At 54.4% G+C, this 20,789-nt stretch carries 17 protein-coding genes, 1 tRNA gene and 2 riboswitches; of the genes, 1 reads left to right on the forward strand and 17 read right to left on the reverse strand.

Annotation, left to right across the window (positions count from 1 at the left end):
* Positions 1-16: 16 nt before the first annotated feature.
* Positions 17-280, reverse strand: a riboswitch (cobalamin riboswitch).
* Between the two features lie 57 nt (positions 281-337).
* From W02_RS03835 to W02_RS03845, 3 genes are read right to left on the reverse strand one after another with little or no spacing between them, the layout of a single operon-like run.
* Positions 338-1,231, reverse strand: a complete 894-nt coding sequence (locus W02_RS03835) for an ABC transporter ATP-binding protein (protein ID WP_232068645.1) — start codon at positions 1,229-1,231, stop codon at positions 338-340.
* Complete coding sequence (locus W02_RS03840) at positions 1,228-2,373, reverse strand: iron ABC transporter permease (RefSeq protein WP_173044973.1); 1,146 nt, start codon at positions 2,371-2,373, stop codon at positions 1,228-1,230. The genes W02_RS03835 and W02_RS03840 overlap by 4 nt, the downstream gene beginning before the upstream one ends.
* A complete protein-coding gene (locus W02_RS03845; protein WP_173044974.1) occupies positions 2,370-3,269 on the reverse strand; it encodes an ABC transporter substrate-binding protein in 900 nt (299 codons plus the stop codon). The genes W02_RS03840 and W02_RS03845 overlap by 4 nt, the downstream gene beginning before the upstream one ends.
* Before the next feature lie 191 nt (positions 3,270-3,460).
* Positions 3,461-3,652: riboswitch (cobalamin riboswitch) on the reverse strand.
* A gap of 142 nt (positions 3,653-3,794) precedes the next feature.
* On the opposite strand from W02_RS03845, the gene rpmB reads away from it, so the two are divergent.
* Entirely contained in the window at positions 3,795-3,986 is a 192-nt protein-coding gene (gene rpmB / locus W02_RS03850; protein ID WP_173044975.1) for a 50S ribosomal protein L28, read from the forward strand.
* 16 nt (positions 3,987-4,002) lie between these two features.
* Here the strand turns inward: rpmB and W02_RS03855 are convergent, their stop codons facing one another.
* From W02_RS03855 to hpt, 14 genes are all read right to left on the reverse strand, one after another.
* Complete coding sequence (locus W02_RS03855; protein ID WP_173044976.1) at positions 4,003-4,317, reverse strand: hypothetical protein; 315 nt, start codon at positions 4,315-4,317, stop codon at positions 4,003-4,005.
* Positions 4,318-4,684: 367 nt separating this feature from the next.
* Positions 4,685-4,759 (reverse strand) — tRNA-Gly (locus W02_RS03860).
* Entirely contained in the window at positions 4,731-5,243 is a 513-nt protein-coding gene (locus tag W02_RS21995; protein WP_370467959.1) for a site-specific integrase, read from the reverse strand. Before W02_RS21995 ends, W02_RS03860 begins: the two co-directional genes overlap by 29 nt.
* A 3,616-nt stretch (positions 5,244-8,859) precedes the next feature.
* Entirely contained in the window at positions 8,860-10,071 is a 1,212-nt protein-coding gene (gene tyrS, locus W02_RS03870) for a tyrosine--tRNA ligase (protein WP_173044978.1), read from the reverse strand.
* Positions 10,068-10,583, reverse strand: coding sequence for a ComEA family DNA-binding protein (locus tag W02_RS03875; RefSeq protein ID WP_173044979.1), 516 nt, complete (start codon positions 10,581-10,583; stop codon positions 10,068-10,070). The genes tyrS and W02_RS03875 overlap by 4 nt, the downstream gene beginning before the upstream one ends.
* Positions 10,584-10,830: 247 nt before the next feature.
* The gene (gcvH, locus tag W02_RS03880) at positions 10,831-11,217 is read right to left on the reverse strand and encodes a glycine cleavage system protein GcvH (protein WP_173044980.1); all 387 of its coding nucleotides are present in this window, start codon (positions 11,215-11,217) and stop codon (positions 10,831-10,833) included.
* A 29-nt stretch (positions 11,218-11,246) separates the two neighbouring features.
* Positions 11,247-11,666 carry a nucleoside-diphosphate kinase gene (gene ndk, locus W02_RS03885; RefSeq protein WP_173044981.1) on the reverse strand — a complete coding sequence of 140 codons (420 nt, stop codon included), beginning with the start codon at positions 11,664-11,666 and terminating at the stop codon, positions 11,247-11,249.
* A gap of 95 nt (positions 11,667-11,761) precedes the next feature.
* Entirely contained in the window at positions 11,762-12,793 is a 1,032-nt protein-coding gene (gene mtnA, locus W02_RS03890; RefSeq protein ID WP_173044982.1) for an S-methyl-5-thioribose-1-phosphate isomerase, read from the reverse strand.
* Positions 12,794-12,911: 118 nt separating this feature from the next.
* Entirely contained in the window at positions 12,912-13,100 is a 189-nt protein-coding gene (locus W02_RS03895; RefSeq protein WP_173044984.1) for a ribbon-helix-helix domain-containing protein, read from the reverse strand.
* Positions 13,101-13,295: 195 nt separating this feature from the next.
* Entirely contained in the window at positions 13,296-15,827 is a 2,532-nt protein-coding gene (locus W02_RS03900) for a DNA internalization-related competence protein ComEC/Rec2 (protein WP_173044986.1), read from the reverse strand.
* Between the two features lie 105 nt (positions 15,828-15,932).
* Entirely contained in the window at positions 15,933-17,282 is a 1,350-nt protein-coding gene (gene glmM, locus W02_RS03905) for a phosphoglucosamine mutase (protein ID WP_173044988.1), read from the reverse strand.
* On the reverse strand, positions 17,275-18,111 hold the full coding sequence (gene folP / locus W02_RS03910) for a dihydropteroate synthase (RefSeq protein WP_232068646.1): 837 nt from the start codon (positions 18,109-18,111) through the stop codon (positions 17,275-17,277). The genes glmM and folP overlap by 8 nt, the downstream gene beginning before the upstream one ends.
* A 225-nt stretch (positions 18,112-18,336) precedes the next feature.
* Positions 18,337-20,148 carry an ATP-dependent zinc metalloprotease FtsH gene (gene ftsH / locus W02_RS03915; RefSeq protein ID WP_173044990.1) on the reverse strand — a complete coding sequence of 604 codons (1,812 nt, stop codon included), beginning with the start codon at positions 20,146-20,148 and terminating at the stop codon, positions 18,337-18,339.
* 100 nt (positions 20,149-20,248) lie between these two features.
* Positions 20,249-20,788, reverse strand: coding sequence for a hypoxanthine phosphoribosyltransferase (gene hpt, locus W02_RS03920; RefSeq protein WP_173044991.1), 540 nt, complete (start codon positions 20,786-20,788; stop codon positions 20,249-20,251).
* Position 20,789 lies beyond the last annotated feature (1 nt).

Here is a 20,789-nt window from a genome sequence, read left to right on the forward strand (position 1 = left end):
CCTTTGGCTCGAAGGGTGTTGATGCGCTCCGTCGGTCGGGTCTCCTGACTCGCGGATCGATGCTTCTCTGCGCCTTCCCATCCTCTTGCGAGATCGGCTGAGAGCACGCCGCACCGGCGTGACCAGCCGATGCGACGGACCACTCGGTTCCGTCGTCACATTTCTAGACAGTGGCGTTCGTGCAGAGTCGCTCCCCGCTTACAGTGGCGGCACCGTGATGGTTTTTCACCATCTTCCCCGTCACCGACGGCGTTGGTCTGACAATCCCTCCTCAATATCCCATGCCCTGATCGGAATGACGGGTGGCCGGGCACGAACCTTCCCGTCTTTTCTTCTATCAACTCGAACTCTGAGCGGATCGATCTCCCGGTAATGTAATCCGTGGAAGTCCAGATTCCGGATGCCGGTCGATCAGGACATCGCAACTATAAACCTGGCGCAAGACATCGGCCCGCATGACGTGTTCCGGCGAGCCCAAAGCTTGGATAGCCCCGTCTTTCATTACCGCAACTCTATCGCAGGACTGACTGGCGATATTCAGATCGTGCGAGACCAAGACAATCGTCATGCTGCTGTCGCGTTTCAGCCTGCGCAGGAGCGCGCACATCTCAACCTGATGCTGCAGATCCAGAAATGCGGTCGGTTCGTCCAATAACAGGATCTTCGTATCTTGAGCGAGCGCGCGGGCGATGATGACACGTTGCCGCTCGCCGCCCGAGAGCTCCGTGACGGCTCGTCCGGCAAGCCCCCAGACATCCATGGTCTCCATTGCCTGTTGCGCGATCGCTCGATCGTCTCGGCGGTCCCAGCCAAATCCCATGTCCCAGTAGGAATGATGGCGATGCGGAAATCGCCCCATGAGAACTGTTTCGGCTACGGTAAACGGAAATGACAAATCGGATTCTTGGGGCACGAATGCCACGGACCGTGCAACCTTATCCGGAGTCAAATCCCACAAAGAGTGTCCAAATAATTCGATGGAACCCTTCGAGGGTCTGGCAATCCTCGCGAATAGTTTGAGCAGAGATGTCTTTCCGGACCCGTTGGGCCCGACGATTCCCAGGATTTGACCTGACTCGACATGGAAATTGACGTTTCGGATGATCCAGGGTGAAGCGGCCTGGTCTTGTTTCCCATAGCGGAAATGCAAGCCGCGAACGTCGAACGCATGCGGGACCGATCCCTGTGACTCGTTCTCTGCCGGCAAATTCATCTCGACGGAGGCGTTCACGACATGCGGTCCTTTCTCCAGACCAACAAATAGACGAAAAACGGACCACCGGCCAATGCCGTCACAATTCCCACCGGTAGTTCCGACGGCGCCGCGTACGTTCGGGCAAGTGTGTCGGCAACCGTCAGAAATGCGCCTCCGATCAAGACTGAAGCAGGCATAAGGAGACGGTGATCCGCACCAAACACCATACGCACGGCGTGGGGAATCACCATGCCAATGAAGCCAATCATGCCGCTGAAGGACACGACGGCGCCGGTCATCAAGGCCGATAGGAGAAGAAGATTCCGTTTCACCCGCTCGGTATCAATGCCCAGAGACCGCGCCGCATCCTCGCCGAACGCCATCAGGTTCAGCACGCCGACGTGTCTCAGCAAGAGAAATAGACCCAGCAGCACATACAAAGAAAAGACCGACAATGCGGGAAGAGCTGGAGCCGTCAGCGACCCCATGAGCCAGGCCATCATCCCGAACGAACGATTCGGATCCAGGATCGAGGTGATGAACATGATGAGTGCCGAGAAGATCGCATTCAAGATGACGCCGGCCAGGAGGACGCTGTGGATGGGGAGACGGTCATAACTCACCGCCATACGATAGATCACGGCCAACGCCATGAGGCTTCCCAAAAATCCGCATAGCGGCAACGCCGATACCGACAGTATCGTCGTACCCACGCCGAAAAGGACGGCCACCGACACGCCGAGCGCCGCTCCACTCGACACCCCGAGCACGTAGGGATCTGCCAATGCATTGCGCAGCAATGCCTGCAATGTGACGCCGATCGCGGCCAGGCTCGCTCCTGCCAAAAATCCCAACAACACCCTGGGAAGGCGCACCTGCATCAGAATGGTGGCGGTCACATCGGAATCGGCCGTCCCGGGGAAGCTTGTGATCGTCCGCCAGATGATTCCGAACATTTCGCCCAATCCGATGTATTGCGTACCGAACTGAAGGCATAACACCACTGTCGCCACCGATACCGCGGATAAGAAGATGATTATGGTCAACCAACGCTTCGTCGTGAGCGTGGACTGTTGAAAAGTATGGTGATCAATTTCTTGCGAACGAGGGACGGTATTCGATGCCTGGACCATGTGAGTCGGCTGGGACGATGGAGGATGCGAAAGAGTCGGCATCATGGTCGGGTCATGACAGGGTCGTCGGCAAATGCCTCCGGATGGATGGCGCGCGCGAGGAGTTCCAGCCCTTCGACGATTCGAGGACCCGGCCGATTGAGCGCGTCGGAGGAGACATCTCGGAACTGTCTGTGACGAACGGCCGAAAGGCCGTTCCAGCGATTCCATTCTTGTTGCTCGCTTTTGGGGATCCCCTCGAGAGAACCGACTGGGAAGATCAGGACTTCGGGGTCTTCGCCCAAAACAGTCTCCATACTCAGTCTGGGATACGGCATTGGAGTTCCGGAAGCAATATTGAGCCCTCCCGCCAACCCGATCATTTGATGGATGTAACTTCCCGGCCCGACGGTAATCAGCGGATGACTGTTGAGGACATAGAGCACGCGGCGTTTTCCGGATGCGGCGACCCGTCCGGAAATCTCGCTGATGCGCTCACGCATGGCTTTCGTCAAGCGATCCGACACCGGCGTCCGATTGAAGATCTTCCCCAGGTTCTGAATTTGTACCAGAATATCTTCGACAGTCTTGGCCTCCAGAAGAAAGACCGGAATCTTGAGCTCATCGAGCTTAGCCAAAATTTCCGCACGGAGAAATTCCTGCGGGGCGACGACGAAATCCGGCTTGAGGGCAAGGAGCGATTCAAGATTGGGACGCGCATACCCGACTTTCGGTTTCGTGAGGGCCGCCGGAGGATAGTTACAAAACTCCGTGACCCCCGCAATGTCTTCGTCGAGTCCGAGCGCAAACAGCATCTCGGTAATGCTCGGAGCAAGTGAGACGACTCTCGCAGGCGCCTTGGCAATGTAAATGTTGCGCCCCGCGTCGTCCACGAAGGTGCGTGGCGTGATATTCGCCATGAATGGCATACCGGTGAGAATGCCTTGCTGACGGCGTTTCATGATAATCGAGTCATCATCAGCGATTGCAACCGTCGGCCAAGCGACGAACAGCAGACACCAGGCCGCTAGCAATCGCTCAATCCACGATGTATGTTCGGTCCGGCAATGCAAACAAAAAATCCCCAAGGCCTAGGAGACCCTGAGGATTGCACCCGCTTCTCATCCTCGCCTGTTCCCCAGCCCTCGAGGGAACGGTGGTCAACTCTCAGGGCAGGTCTTCTGACTCGTGGTTCACCCTACTCCCTGCGCCTTCCCATCCTCGCCGGACAGTGGTCCTCGCAGGTTTCGTCCCCACTCACAGCGGCGGGACCGTGAGGGATTCACACCCTCGTTCCCTTACCCGGGAGACTATGTTGGCGGCAACTCTAGGAGAGAGGGATAAAACTTGTCAAGGTGAATATTCCTGGAGCTCTCAATCAATGGATATGGCCGGACCCAATGGACGGGCGGAGGCTCTTGTTATAGACGAATCTGCTGTGATATTTTATTCATTCGAACATCCACCTCGACGCAAGGGAGTCTCCCGTGGCATTTGCATGTGATATTTGTTCGAAGAAACATCAGACTGGCAACAACGTCAGCCATGCCAACAACAAGACGAAACGGGCGTTCAATCCAAATTTGCAGCGTGTTCGGGCAATCATCGATGGTTCGACCAAGCGCATCAAGGTCTGCACGCGCTGCCTTCGCAGCGGGCGGGTTCAAAAAGCCGTCTAGCTTCCCCACTCATTTCCTACTGAGCCGACCATAACACGCGACCAGTCCGGTCCGTGAGTTTGATGGCGGGTTGTTCGTCGGGAGACAGGCTGAGCTTTCTGGAGCCATCCCGACTTGTCAGGACCAGCCCCACCTCTCCATTCGCATCCAAACCGAGTCCGGCCCGAGCTTTGCCGCTTTGGTCCAATAAAAGGAATTCCTCCGCATGGACGCCGTTCGTCTTCTGCGCTCCTGCAGGCACGGCCCCTACCAACCATCCGATGAACGCTCCTCCGATCATGCTTCCGTAGAAGACCGCAGCGAGTATTAGCATAAATCTGAGACGATTCATGACAGATCCTTTCTGTATTAAGTCACAGTGTTAACCCGGCATGTCGGCAAGTACTGAAGTACTGAGCGGTGTCGATGCAGGTGAGGAGATGTGAATCTACTGCGTCGCTGGATCGGTCCGTGTTATCCAGCTTTTCTCAATGTCTCTGCCCAAGGATCCTTCGCAATTCCCGCGTCGTTTACTATCTTCATAGATGTTGGAGCGGGCGATGGGATTTGAACCCACTTCGTCGCCGGATCGGCTCTGAAGCACGCCTCCCGGCTCCTGCGGAGGGGGCCAGCCCCCTCGCAGCCTCCCCTCGAAAGGGCTTACCCCTTTCGGAATCCCCTGTCGCGGGATTCAAATCTCATCAGAATCTTCACCAAATTGGAGCGGGCGATGGGATTTGAACCCACGACAACTAGCTTGGGAAGCTAGGACTCTACCACTGAGCTACGCCCGCTCGCGATGAAATTTCGAGCACTTATAGTTTCGGCTCCGGCCGCCACACCCTCAGGTGTTATTAGAGTGTTAGTTTTGTGATTATGAAGCTTCTTGGCCGCAGCATGCAAGTCGTCCGGCGTAATCGTGTTATACCGGCGATGCATGCGGTCTGACTTATGCCCCACGATCTTCGTGGCTGTTGCTGTATCGACCCCTGCACGTCTAAGGTTGGTGCTCGCGGTATGCCGGAAGTCATGAATTTTGAGATTCGTGATACCCGCTCGTCGGCACGCCGCGTTAAAAGCTGTTCCGATCCGCTTCACCTCTGCACCGTTATACAAGAACACCCTCTGAGTGTCCAGGCGCCGCTCCTTCCACAATTCCGTGAACACTTGATACACGGTGGGAGTCATCGGAACCAGGCGCACCTCTCCGTTCTTTGTCTCTCTTAACGTGAACTCCTTGCGGCGCATATCCACGTCTGCCCATTCAAGCCTTAACAACTCCCTTTTCGAGGACCCACCTCATACGCCACCGTCAGAAGCCTTCGCAGATGTGGCGCAAGTGTCGCCTTCAGCCGTTCCCATTCCTCAGGGCTCGCGATTCTGTCCCGTTCATTCTGCGGGTTCGGCTTTGGCACATGTGCAGCAGGATTGTCAGTCACTAGACGAAACTGAGGGCTCCTGGCCACGTTGAACATGTGGGTTAATGCCATGTGGTCGTGGTTAATGGTCTGAAGCTTAACAGCGTTACCGGCATCAGTCCGCTTCCATCGACACTTCTTGCAAGTCGCGGCATTGACCCACTTCTGACACTTGGGGCACCGTGTACGTGAATACTGGACACGTTGCGCCCGATAGGCGGTTACATCCTCCGGTGTGATAGCGCCTAGCGCCTTATCCGCAAAGAAATCGGGGAGATTTTTGACTGTTTCCAGCGCCAGATACTGCTTCCCCCCTGGCGAAACGTGATGGATTGAGATCGAGCTTTGCGAGGACTCGCGATTTGTCCACTCATCAGCTTCGTACGAAGGACAGCTTCGTGACGCTTCGCCTCAGTTCTGTTCAGAGATCCCACTTTCCAAAATTTCCGCCATTATGTCTGAGCGATTGTAGTCAGTGAAGAGGTACCTCCCTAGACCCCAAGGATTAAATTGCTTCTAAATCAACTTTGAATAAAAATCCGTTCTCATCAATTCTTTGAGTTTCTTCCAGCCCCAATCCGAGTCGCGCTTCCAAACGTAATATGCGGCTGGCAATGTGCCTCCAGATAAAATCACGTCTACACGTTGCATAAACCCATGGATTTCAAGTTCCTGTAACACCGCCGCCGCAAAATTTGCTGACCTGCTGCCACCTCCTGAAATAGCGATTCCGATGAAGGCTTAGGCTTTTCTGTTTCGGCAGATGCCAGCGAATTATCCGGTACTTCAATTGTAGAGGGGACAGAGGTGTCACGCAGGATAAAGTCATTAGTGCTGGCATTGGAGTTCAGAAACCGACAGCTGAGTATTCCGCACAAGAAAACAAGGATCATTGCCAGATTGCCAGTTCTTAATGATGGCTTAGTGATCGACAACTTGGATCGTGTGGAGTAATGCGAGCAACTCGCTTCTCCGGTGACAATTCGCCGTACCCACAGCTCCTTAACAGTCCGATTCCAAGGATGGTGTATGTACAAAAAGTGGATTTCAGATGATGCGGAGGAGGTAAGCTATGCATGAAGAACTTCTGACATCTTCAGTTGGTAGGAGATTAGCATGTAAACAACCTAAGTCCAATCATCAACGGCTGGGGTCATTTTAATGCAATGTTCTTAAGTGAAATCAATCACTGCCGGGCGGAATGTTGCTAAATCTCAATAAATTATGACGCATTTCGAACCAGATACGAACCAATGTAGTGTGCCCGATAATCCAATGATTGGAGCGGATTGACCTCAGTATGCGAATTCGCGGGTCTGGTGATATTAAGGGAAAGATATCTTACAAACCATAAAGGGTCTCCTCCGTTGATTCCATAAGACATAATTCTTGAATCAGTGCCACTGCTAGGGGCAGCCAAATATTGTTTGCCATTCATAAGGTCTAGTAACACCTCAATGCCGGTGTGATTCCGTGAGTCATTGGGTGACGGTAAAAATGCCGGTTCAGTCAGACCTTTGGTTATCCCTGCGTGGCCGTAGAGTACTCCAATGTCGCCACCAATTGCGTAACGGAACCCGTGGGTTGTCGTAAACCCTCCGAACCCCGCCAGGACCTCGTTAGCCGATCGATTTGCCGTTGCGGTCAGATTCAGCCACTCCAGATTGGTATCAGTGTCCAACGTGAGTAGTTGGTCTCCAGTCCCAGGATTAAGATCCTTCTGAATAAGTGACATGGAATATCCTCCATAGTGAAAAGCGCTTCAGAGCGGGTCAAGTAATGCACCTGCCAGGTTATTCATTTGCTGGACCGCAAAAAGGCTTATTTGAGATACCCGTATATGTGTAGTCGTTCCGTCCATGGCCCGCCTGACAACGGACACGTCCCCAAATTGGTTGTGCATATGCTCGCACCATTAAATGCTGACGAAGCATCGGTGTTGTGATTATTCTGCTTCCTCCCTCCAATGCTTTGTTCAGGCCATTTGTCAGACCATCCGAGAGCCCAGCTGCTAGGCCTCTACTAAGGGTCTGTCAAAACTCATCGCCCCTGTCACAGCACGACTTTTCCACCTCATCTTTGTCGTAACCTTGCTTGTCTAGCTCAATGCGCCGTTCAATAGTACAGCCGCTCCAGGCATCCGAGTCGACAAGCACCAAGCCGGGACGATCAGGCTACACAATGTGATAACAGCCATAGCATGTTTCATCGTAACCTCCTTCAGAGTGGTGATTGAACTTTCACGTTCAATCCCTACGGCCAGAGATTCTTCAACATTACGAGTGCAGATCCCGCGCCCAATCGCACTGTGAGGACGAGCACTGAATCGAAGAAGCTTCTCATGGTTTTATTCCGTTTGTGTCCTGGTAAGACTCCATAATCTGCAACTGCTGGACCAGTGGCGTACAAAACATGTTTCAAAATTTGAAAGAAGCTATATCAACGGTTTCAATGGTGAAGGTCGAGTAGGAATGTACGAGACACCGCCATGGTTGTTGAAGGTGGCCCGTAACCTGCTGGGATCACAATCGATACACCCGATACAAATAGATACGCCGGAGCAGGTCGCTTAAATTGCACTGATTAGGTTAATAGTCGGTACTTCTAACCAGACTTCAGAGCAAGCACTTCTGTTTTTAACTGTTTTTGTCCTCGTGACGCATTTCGATATAGGACCGTTCGATTGGAGGCATCAGCGTCTGCCCTTGAGAGTAGGTATTGTACAGTGTTAGAAGACCAACAAGTCGGAGTGGCCGCCCGTCACTGCTTATTATGGAGATCAAAACTGGCTATAAAGAGGTTATCCAAAACGCACGCGTCTCATGAATGGATTCCAGATCGGTGTAGTTCAACCTCGTCCATGGTTAAACCATCCGATTGAACCGGACTATGAAGCCGTCTCTTTTGTAATTCCGTCCATTGCGTTTCCCTGGTTCCCATTCGCCTTTGGGTTCCCATTTAATAGTTTGCAGATACGACCAAGTGGAGCTGGGAATGGCTCATCCGACTACATTCTTTTCGCCAATATGTGGCTCCACTATCCGCAGACATGATCACAGCAGGTGTCCGAGCATTTCCAAATTGCATAAACGATCAACACCGTGGCTTGCCATGAGCTCTTCATAGGTGCTCCATATAGTCTCACACTGCACATTCTTTAAGGTGACCTATACCATTTAAGACATGGGCAGCCACAAGGGTGCCCGTGGCGTGCACCCAACGTCTGGTCGTGGTCCGAGGTGCAAAACGAGGTGTCGATCAGGTGTTATTACAGTGTTAGGAAGTACACTAAAGTGTGGTGAATTGCAGTTACTGGATGCTACTAGAAACGAAGGAGTAAAACGCAGAATCCTCACTAACGACAAGGGATTGCCTACGCCATCAAAGGCTTAAGCAATCCCCCTAGGTAAGATTGGGAAGCTAGGACTCTACGAGTCCTACGCCGGCCTTTGACTCAAGTCAAGGAAGCGAGGGCACTAGGGCGCCAATTGTACAAGCGCAAACTTCCGTCGTCCGACTTTCAGCTGATACGATCGCCCGGCTGCCAATGCAATGAGCATGTTGGCATCGGTCTGTTTTTGGCCGTCGACTTCCAGTCCACCCTGAATGATCAGCCGCCGGGCTTCGCTCTTACTGGGAACCAGTCCGGTCCTCGCGACCAGATCTGCCAGTCCGATGGATCCGTCGGGTTTGACATCCGCCGGATGTAAGATGACGGTGGCATCCGGCTCACTGGGAAATTCACGCTCCCGGAATTTCTGTTGAAATTCCTCGCGAGCGTTCTTCCCCGCTTCCGCTCCGTGATAGCGTTCGACGAGCATCTGGGCCAGGGACTGCTTTGCCTCCATGGGATGAAGGTTCTTGACCGCTGCAAGGTCTTCCGTCGTCAGCAACTCGTAATACCGAACCATGAGCTCATCGCTGATGGACATGACCTTTCCGAACATGTTGCCGGGCGCATCTTCCAATGCAATGTAGTTTCCAAGGCTCTTGCTCATTTTCCTCACGCCGTCGAGTCCTTCAAGCAATGGCATCGTAATGACGACCTGTGGTTCCTGGCCATAATCCCGCTGCAAATCACGGCCAACGAGCAGGTTGAATTTCTGATCCGTACCTCCCAGTTCCACGTCGGCCTTTAGCGCAACTGAGTCGTATCCCTGTACCAGAGGATAGAGAAACTCGTGAACGCTGATCGGCTTTTGATCCCGGAATCGATTCTGAAAATCGTCCCGTTCCATCATACGCGCAACTCTGTAGTGCGCCGATAGCTGAATGATCCCTTCCGCCGTCATGGGAGTCATCCATGTGCTATTGAATTCGATCACGGTCTTCGCAGGATCGAGGACTTTGAAAATCTGTCGCTCATAGGTTTTTGCGTTCTCCTGCACCTGTTCTTTTGTCAGCGCCTTTCTGGTTTCCGAGACGCCTGTGGGATCACCGATGAGCCCGGTGAAGTCTCCGATCAGGAACATCACATGATGGCCCAGATCCTGAAAATGCTTGAGCTTATGAATGAGAACGGTGTGCCCCAGATGAAGATCCGGAGCGGTCGGATCGAAGCCGGCTTTGACACGCAGTGGTCGCTGTTCTTTGATCGCACGCGTGAGTTTCGATTCCAATTCGGCATGATGAATGATTTCAACAGTGCCGCGGCGGATCAGATCCAATTGGCGTGCCAATTCGCTCATGTTTTCTTCCCGTCTTTCGCCAAAACGCTGTGCCCGGGGACATCGACCAATGTACGGATGCGCTCCAGCGTTTTCTTGCCGATTCCCTTGACTGTACGCAGATCCTCTACGCTGCGGAAGGACCCCAATTCTTCCCGGTGCTGAATAATGCGGCCCGCTAGGACCGGTCCAATTCCTGGAAGTCCTTCCAGGTCTTGCGCGGTCGCACGGTTCAAATCCAGTCTCCGAACAGCAACCGAAGTCCGGGGTCGATCTAAACCCTCCGCATGTTGGACAGCTGAGGGAACCGCAACCGCCTGGCGGAGTTCAGGCATCTGAGTCTGCCGAGGTGCCTGAACATCTGCTCCCCGGTCCTCCTGATCAGCCTGCGGAAGCCCCCATCCGACCCAGAAGATCATGGCCATCGTGAAGACGACCATCCCCAACCTGATGAGAAGAGAAAGGAGCACTAAACCACCGGTTTCGAATTTGATCTGTGGACTTACAATCGGCTGGATTCTGCGGGCGACCATCTGGCCGAATCACAGCCGACTGATCCGGTATCCAACAGGCCGAACGCACCGCCTTCTGGATTATCTTCTAGTTCGACGATTGAAAATGGGTTTTACTGGGGATGCACCCTCAATGCAATAGACTCTAATGGCTGCGTCGAATTCCATATCCGTGACGCAAGCACCGGGGTTGAGCTGACTGAATCACCCGCGACCTAGCCGCCGGTCCTGCGCCAAGAATGGCAATGCGCCTCAGCATGCAAGTCGCTTAGTGCTTTTGCCCGGCGAGGAACACCTCATACTGCGCGGGGGTCATCAATGCGTCGATTTCACCGTCGTTGGAAAGGTCGATCACAACCATCCAGCCATTGCCGTAAGGATCTGAATTCACGGCTTCCGGATGGTCTTTGAGGCCCGCATTGACCTGAGTGATGGTTCCACTCACCGGAGTGTAGATCGTGGATGTGGTCTTGGTGGATTCCACTTCGCCGATCTGCTGTCCGGCTTTCACGACGGTACCGGATTTCGGCATGTCGATGAACACGATGTCTCCGAGCGCATCCTGCGCAAAATGGCTAATCCCGATCGTGGCCTGCTTGCCATTGACACGAACCCATTCATGTTCCTTATGATATCGAAGATCTGCTGGAATCATAGACTCCTCACCTGTCTGTTCAGAATCTCCTAGCGGACAACATCCATTTCAGGGAAGAAATAGGCGATCTCCTGCTTTGCCGTTTCCGGCGAATCGGAGCCGTGCACCGCATTGAATTCGATGTTCGCCCCGTGTGCGGCCCGGATGGTTCCCTTATCGGCCTTCGCGGGATCCGTGGCTCCCATCAGGTCACGATTCTTCTTGATGGCATTGTCTCCGCTGAGGATCAACACCACAACCGGCCCGGACGACATGAAGGTGCAGAGGCTGTCGAAAAACGGCCTGCTCTTGTGCACGGCGTAGAACCCCTCCGCCGTCTGCTTGGCCATCACCATCATCCGCATGGCGACAGGACGAAGCCCCGCTTGTTCGTATCGGTGAATAATGTCGCCGATGACGTGCTTCTTGACCGCGTCCGGCTTGATGATCGCTAATGTTCGCTCACTCATTGCTTCAAATCTTCCTCCAATTGGATTTGCAGAATATAAAAATCGCGATGTGCATTATAGGGACGGGCTGTCGGAGATTCAAGGCGCAGGAACCGCTATCGGGCGAAATGTCTCGACAATTCAGACGGCTTGAAGATGCCCCGTTCGGTAATGATGCCTACGATATTGGCGGCCGGCGTGACATCGAATGCCGGGTTATAGACCTTCACCCCCTGTGGGGCCACCGGATGACTGCCATGGATTGAGGTGACTTCCAAAGGATTTCGTTGTTCGATTGTGATGTCTTCGCCTGAAGCGGTCTTCAGGTCGATCGTGGAATAGGGCGCTGCAACATAAAAAGGAATGCCATGGGCCTTCGCCAGCACGGAAACGGAATATGTTCCGATCTTGTTCGCCACGTCTCCGTTCGCCGCAATGCGGTCCGCACCAACTACGCAGAGATCAATCCTCCCCTGGCGCATCATGGCTCCGGCCATATTATCGGTGATCAACGTCACGGGAATGTTGTCCTGCATCAATTCCCAAGCCGTCAGTCTGGCGCCTTGAAGGACAGGCCGGGTCTCGTCCGCTATGACTTCAATGCGCTTTCCCTGCTCCCAGGCTGCGCGGATGACGCCGAGCGCCGTGCCATATCCCGCTGTTGCCAGCGCTCCCGCATTGCAGTGGGTCAGCACGGTCTGTCCATCCTTGATCAATTGGGCGCCATGTCGCCCCATCGCCTTACACAACTCGATATCCTCATCCAAGATGGACTGGGACTCCTGGAACAATGCGCTCTTGATATCCGGGATGTTCATGGCACGGCATTCGGAGAGCTTTCGCTTCATACGCTCGATCGCCCAGAACAAATTGACAGCGGTCGGTCTTGTGGCGGCCAAACGATCGCAGATCGAATTCACCTCCCGCGCGAATGTCTCGTACTGTTCGGCGCCGCTCGTTCCTGCCCCTAAGGCAACTCCCATGGCCGCCGTCACCCCGATGGCCGGAGCTCCCCGAACTTTTAGTTCGCGGATCGCACTGACCACGGCATCCACAGTGGAGCATTGGAGAAACTCAACATGCTCGGGTAAGCGACTCTGATCAAGCAGGCGGATGACACCTTGTTGCCATTCGACGGTGTGCACCATGGGCTCTTGTAACCAGAATGCACCGGGAGTGCAAGAGGGAATTGGCTGCCGAGAGAGCTTTCAGCAAGCCAGGCTAAAGCGCTTCATCCTAAGGTAGGAGACAGGGTGCCAGGTGACGTCAGCGTACATTGACTTTCTTATCGACGAACTGAAGCAGCGGGGCAGGCTTGGGTTCCGACGGTCCGAGTTCTCGTTCCAGCATGGCACGGATAAAGCCACTGGTGGTGTAGCCCTGCTGTTTGAGGGCATCCAGCTTCTGTTTCAGTTCTTCCGGCAATTGAATGACGATGCGGACCAATTTCGCCATGGCAGAACTCCTTCTTCAACAGGCAACGACGAAGCAAATCAGCGGCGTGAGTTGCACACGCTGTGCCCTGTCATGGCCATATTCTGCATGAATGAAATTGCGCACTTGTGGGTCTACCTCCTTACATTCAATGGATCAGGTCCCGCCTCGTTTGCCCGTATCCGTACAGGGACGAACAACCCGCGCAACCTCCGCTCAGGTTCGATCCTTCCATCGCGTCCAAACCCGATACCAGTTGTCGCATTCACAGGGCCAGCCGCATGAGGAAAGATCGATGGGTTGAAGTTTCCGATCGCGTGTTCGATGCACGGTCAGCACCTCCTCGGAGCCGTTGCCGGTTATCCAGATTCCCCCATCACGATCTGTACGATATAGCGAAACGTGCTCGTCCACATAGGCTTGAATCACTGCGGCTGCAGGATGATTGTACGGGTTGTGTTTCCCGGCCGAGATAATCGCGACCCGCGGATGCAGAGAAGCAATCCAGTCCCGATCGAGCGAGCTCACAGCCCCGTGGTGAGGAACTTTGAGAATTTCGATGGACCGACGAATCGGTGCAGCCTTGATCCGATTGATCGCCTCCCTCTCGATATCGGCCGTAAACAAGACTTGATGCAACCCGCAGGTCATCAGAGTGACCACCGACCGATTATTGAGTCCATGTCCCTCCTGTCGTTTTGAAAGCAACGTAGATGAAATATCGAAATATTCCGGTGGATTGAGTACTTGGAGACGGCACTCTCCGGAAGATACGATGTCCATCCCTTCATACGCCACCTGCTCGCTCAAACCCTGTGATGAGACAGACTGCCGGAGTCGGTCGTAGAATGCTTCCTCACGCACCTCACCGGTTCCCCAGTATTCGCGTACGGGAAAATGTCTCATCACCCAGGCCAGTCCCCCCACGTGATCGAGCTGCGGATGGGTGGCAATGACGTGATCGATCGATCGTATGCCCCTATTCCAAAGATACGGAGCCACCACACTTCTTCCCATGTCGAATCGCTCATATGTCGCTCCTCCGTCGATGAGGACGACTTCTCCATTAGGAAATTCGAGCACAGCACTATCGCCTTGGCCGACATCCAGAAACGTCACACGGAAATTGTGACCGTCTGACAGATGTGGGGACCACACCCACCAGAACAGAATGCATACGAGGCCTATCACGGCAGCCCATCTGGTCCAAGCACTGCGCCGCCGCCAGGCCCCCATCAGTAGTGCAAAGAAAAGTGCCATCAGTGGAATCGAAGGCGACGCAACATGCCATTCCGCAATAGGAAATGCGGACATCATCCGCATGCCTGCGATAAATCCATCTATCAATACCTGTATAGCGGATGACAGCGGAAGTGACGCGCTGCCATCGGCCAACTGCCACAGTGCACTGAGAAGTCCGATCGGCACCAAGAACAATCCCATGACCGGTACGGCCACGACATTCGTGAACAGGCCCAGCCATGGAATCTGATTGAAATACAGCGCCACGAGCGGCAGGGTCACCGCTGTCACCACACCGCTCATCACCATCGCGTCTCGCGCCCAGCAGAGCGTTGTCCGTACGGCATTCGAATGCTCCGGCAATACGGAGTCGGACTCTTCGGACCTTGACAACCATCCCGCGATGGCAAGCACCGAGAGAAACGACAGCTGAAAGGAGATGTCGTACAAGGCCTGCGGGTCGTGAAGCAGAATGAGGATCGCAGCCAAGGCCAACGCATGCAGCATGCGCTGTTCGTATCCAAGCCATCTCGCAAGAAGCGCGACCAGCACCATCAGCAGGGACCTCATCGTGGCGAGTTCCGCGCCGGCGAGGCAGGCATAGAGGGTGACCGGAATCACTGTGACCAAAGCGGCCATACGCGTCGGCGGCGCTGTTCGTGACAGCCTGAGCAGCCAACCGGCCGGCAACCGCAGTAATATCCCTCTGACCGCCGCAAATGTGAGGAGCGCCACGAGTCCTAGATGGCTCCCGGATATCGACAGGAGGTGCACCGTTCCCGTCACCATGAATTGTTCGCGCAGGTCAGAGTCGATATAGTTTCGTTCGCCAATCACGATGCCGAGATATATGCCCAGCGCAGGCTGAGAAAGACTCTGGACCGCAGCCAAGCGGATTTGATCTCTCCACTTATCCAATTGATTCCAGACGGCCCACCAAAGGCCATTAGCACCTCCCTCCAGTCGCTCGACCGCGTGCTCTCCATTCACAGAGGCCGTTGCCGAAATTCCCTGTCGTTCCAGATAAGCCACATAATCAAACCCTCCAGGATTAAGCGACCCTGAAGGTCGTCGGATCCTTGCTCGAAACCGGATACGGTCCCCCTGGAAGAGCGACCGATCGGGAACGCGCCACGTCAGACGAAGCCGATACAGATGCTTCCCTTCGGCGCTGGCGTCCCGCAAGACTATTGCGGTCATGCGTTCAGCTGTCTGTTGAACCGGCGCAATGATCCGTCCCGTGACTTCCTCCGGACTATCAGATTCCAGTATGGCTTCGCCATCCCGGGCCGGCCGTTCGACGGTTACACTCCAATAGAGCACGCCGAAGAGCACACACCCACACAGCAGCGTGGTTTTGGCCGTCGAATCGCGGAACCGACGTTCCCACAGGGATAGAATGATCGGCGAAACGACCAGAAGGCAGGACACAGACAAGGGAAAGTAGGGAACGAATGAACCGAGGACAAGACCGGACAGAAAGGCCACGCTCAGAGACGGCAGCATAGGCTTCCGTCAGGGGCAGGATGCTCTCATCTGAGACTCTTTCGGGTGCTGCAACCGAGTCTCATGGCGATATCGCCAGCCAAGGTTGTTTGACAAAACGCCCCGTCACCCCAAATGAGTTCTGACGAGTTGGGCCAGCCGATCGGCTTCTTCGCGGATGACCTGATCGCGCTCGCCTTCGATCATGATTCTCAACAAGGGTTCTGTGCCTGAATACCTGACGAGAACACGCCCGCTGCCGTTGAGACGGCGCTCGCTCTCTTCGATCGCGTGCTGGAGATCAGGCATCGTCTCCAATTTCGGTTTTTTCGAAACCTTTACGTTCAACAAGACTTGCGGAACAGGGGTCATGACCTTGGCCAATTCCGAGAGCGGACGGTCGCTCCGCTTCATCAAGGACAATACTTGGAGCGCAGAGATCAATCCGTCGCCGGTGGTGTTGTGATCGAGGAAAATGAAATGCCCGGACTGTTCCCCGCCAAAATTGTATCCGTCCGCCAGCATACGCTCGAGCAAATATCGGTCTCCAACGGCGGTACGAACCAGGCGAATCCCCGCCTGAGTCATGGCCAACTCCAATCCAAAATTGCTCATGACCGTGCCTACAACAGTCTGTTTGGCCAATTGCCCATTGCGATGGAGATCCAATGCCATGGCGGCCATGATGTGATCGCCATCAATGACATTCCCCTGTTCGCAGACGAAAATGGCGCGGTCGGCGTCCCCGTCGAGCGCGATTCCAATCTGTGCACCGCTCTCAATCACCGCCTTGCGCAGTGATTCGGGATGGACCGCTCCGCATCCTGCGTTGATGTTCATTCCGTCTGGCTGGTTACCAATGACCTCAACTTTCGCGCCCAATTCCCGGAGCACCGTCGGAGCCACGCTATAGGCCGCCCCATTGGCGCAATCAACCACCAATTTGATGCCTTGAAAATCCAGATTCTTGGGAAGGAGCTGTTTGACGAACTCGATGTAGCGTCCGGCGGAATCGTCAATACGATATGCCTTCCCGATGGCATCGGCTGTCGGGCGGAGATGCGCAATTTCCTTGGAAACGATGAGCTCTTCGATTCGGGCCTCCATGTCATCCGGCAACTTGAGCCCGTCGTTTGAAAAGAATTTGATCCCATTGTCCTGATATGGATTGTGGGAAGCGGAAATCATGACGCCGGCGTCGGCACGCAAACTTCGCGTCAGGAAGGCGATCGCCGGAGTCGGCATCGGACCGACAAGCAGTACGTCGACTCCCATGGAGCAGATACCGGACGTGAGAGCGGATTCAAGCATGTAGCCGGATACCCGCGTGTCTTTACCGATGACAATCTGATGGCGGCCCGCCCGGCGCATGAACAGATAGGCGGCCGCACGCCCGAGTTGCATGGCCGTCTCACTTGTCATTGGCTCAAGGTTGGCCACCCCTCGAACGCCGTCTGTTCCAAAAAGTTTACGCATGTTGTTCCCGTCCGAATGAAATGGTTCGATTGTGGATAGCCGAGGCGACTGTCACGACATCTCGCATGGAGGCGACGTCATGAACCCGCACGATGTGTGCACCGCGCCCAACGGCCGATGAAACCGCACCTGCGGTGCCCCACAAGCGGTCGTCTACCGAGCGGCCCAGCAGTGTTCCGATGAATCCTTTTCTGGAAATACCGACCAACACAGGGCACCCGAACTTCGTGAAGGTATGCAGTTGAGCTATGAGATCGAGATTATTCTCCAGGAGCTTACCAAATCCGATGCCGGGATCAAGGATGATGTGCGTTCTCGCGATTCCGTGATCTGACGCAAATCTCAATCGCTCATCGAAAAATTCAGCGACCTCCGCCACCACGTTACTGTAGCTGGGAGAGAGCTGCATGGTACGAGGGGTTCCTTGCATGTGCATCAGAACCAATCCCACACCGGATTGTGCGATTGTATCGGCCATCAGGGCATCGCCTCGCAACGCCGTCACGTCATTGACGATGGATGCTCCAGCGTCGATCGCCGCCCGCGCCACCTGCGCTTTGGACGTATCCACCGAAATCGGTATCTTCACGACTTTGGCCACGTCCATGACGGTGGGTATCAGTCGGCGCATTTCCTCGGCCTCATCAATCGGCTCGGCTCCCGGCCTTGTTGACTCCGCTCCAATGTCGAGAATGTCCGCCCCCTCTTCCACTAATTTCAGGGCATGGTCGACAGCCGCCGACGGATCCGCGTACCGTCCTCCATCATAAAATGAATCGGGGGTGACATTCAGAATTCCCATGAGGAGAGGTGTGCCGCCCCAAGCCATGACGTGCTGTCCTGCAATAAGCTCCATACATCAAATAGCGGCCACGCGGAGCATCTGGAATGCTCGCGCAGGTGAAATCAACTCGGTAGCAATCGGAGGGGCTGAAAGCCCTTCACACGTGGTTGCCAAACACAGGGTGTGCAATCCACCCATAAAATGATGTCTACCGGCGGCCGGCTTCTGTCCCAGTGCCCCTGGAACCAAGCCAGCCAGCCGGAAGACGAATCAGGCAGGAACGGTTTGCGATGAAGATTGCATGAGAATGTGATCGATTTCAGGCGCATCCAGCACTTCTTTTTCCAGAAGTGCCTCCGCCAACGCCTTGAGACTTGTCATATGGTCGGTCAACAACCGTTTGGCTCGTTCGTAATTCTCGGTCACAAGCCGTTTGATTTCCAAATCGATTTCCAAAGCGACCTGGTCACTGAAATCACGCTTCGTCGTCAGTTCGCGTCCGAGGAAGATTTCTTCCTCTTTACGCCCAAACGTCAGGGGGCCGAGTTTTTCGCTCATACCCCATTCGCAGACCATTTTCCTTGCAAGGTCGGTGGCTCGTTCGATATCGTTTCCCGCTCCGGTTGTGATGTGCTTGAGGATCAACTCCTCCGCAACACGACCTCCCATCAAAATTGCGAGATTGTTGTACAAGAACTCCTTCGAGTAATTGTGCCGGTCGTCCGTCGGCAATTGCATGGTCACGCCGAGCGCCCGACCTCGCGGAATGATGGTCACTTTGTGGACCGGGTCCGTTCCTGGAAGCAGCTTTGCCATCAACGCGTGTCCGGCCTCATGGTAAGCCGTTGTACGTTTCTCCTCATCGCTGAGGATCATGCTCTTGCGCTCGGCGCCCATAAGGACCTTGTCCTTGGCCATTTCGAAATCGACCGTTTCAACTTCTTTTTTGTTCTGCCGAGCAGCCCACAGCGCCGCTTCGTTGACGAGATTTTCGAGATCGGCGCCTGAAAATCCCGGCGTCCCCCTGGCAATCTTTTCGAGCTCGACATCCTGTGCAATCGGAACTTTCTTCGTATGCACTTTCAAAATCTCGGACCGTCCGCGTAGGTCCGGCCGATTCACGACGACCTGCCGATCGAAGCGACCTGGCCGCAACAAGGCCGGGTCGAGTACATCCGGTCTGTTCGTCGCGGCAATGAGGATGACACCTTCGGTCGTATCGAACCCATCCATCTCGACCAGTAACTGGTTGAGCGTCTGTTCGCGTTCATCGTGTCCGCCGCCCAAACCGGCACCACGCAGCCGCCCGACTGCATCGATCTCGTCGATAAATATGATGCAGGGCGCATGCTTCTTCCCTTGCTCAAAGAGGTCGCGGACTCGCGACGCGCCGACACCGACGAACATTTCTACGAAATCAGATCCGCTGATGCTGAAAAACGGCACGCCCGCTTCACCGGCAATGGCTTTCGCCAACAATGTCTTACCTGTTCCCGGCGGTCCAACGATCAAGACGCCTTTGGGAATTCGTCCACCGAGCTTCTGAAACTTTCTGGGGTCTTTCAAAAACTCAATGATCTCGAGGACTTCTTCTTTGGCCTCGTCGATGCCGGCGACGTCAGAGAAGGTCACCTTTTTCCGTTCCTCGGTGAGCATGCGAGCCCGGCTCTTGCCAAACGACAAGGCCTTATTCCCGCCGATCTGCATTTGCCGCATCAAGAAAAACCACAGACCCAAGAACAGGACAAAGGGGCCCCACGTGACGAGAAACGTGATGTACCAGGGGCTTTCGTCAGGAGGTTTGGCCTCGATCTGAACGCCCTTTTCCCGGAGGACTTTTACGAAATCGGGATACTCAGCCGTGTAGGTTCGTATTCTTGTCTTGTCCTTCAGTACGGCACTCACATGACTCGACTTGATGATGACTTTTTCGATATCGCCCTTGTCGAGCTTGGCCATGAAGTCGCTGAAAATCACTTCCTCTTCAGTCGGATGGGTAGGTACGCTGAAAAGATTGAACAGCAGAATCATGAAGAGGCCGACGACGACCCAGAACAGCAGATTCTTTGCCCGTGAATTCATCCGGCGCTCCTTGTGGAAGGACTGTCAACTACCGAGTAAAACCGCGAACTTGTGTGATGTTACCATACGATGAGCAAGGCTGACAACTGAGCGGATAATATTATTCCGGATTGCTCTCCATGTCCAGAACGGCGAGATACGGAAGATTGCGGTATTTTTGTTGATAATCGAGCCCGTACCCCACGACATACTGATCTGGAATTTTGAAACCCACATACTCGAGTGGGACGTCGATGGTCCTGCGATCGGGCTTGCTGAGTAACGTACAGACCTTGATCGAACGTGGCTTTTGCTTGGCCAGGGTCTTCATCAGGTATTGAACAGTCAACCCAGAATCAACGATGTCCTCGACAAGCAGTACTTCCTTTCCTCTGACGTCTTCGGTCAACTCCGTGATGACTTTCACCTTGCCGGAGGTTTTTGCTCGGGACCCATAGCTGGCCACGATCAGAAAGTCCACACGCATTGGAATTCTAATGGCACGGGCGAGGTCCGCATAAAATGCATAGGCCCCTTTCAGCACCCCCACCAGTACGAGATCTTTGCCGGCATAGTCCGCCGTGATCTGTTTGCCCAGTTCCTTGATTCGAGCCCGCATCTCCTCTTGCGTGACGATCGGCCGTCCGAATATTCGTTCCATC

The sequence above is a fragment of the Nitrospira sp. KM1 genome, assembly GCF_011405515.1.
Classification (GTDB): Bacteria; Nitrospirota; Nitrospiria; order Nitrospirales; family Nitrospiraceae; genus Nitrospira_C.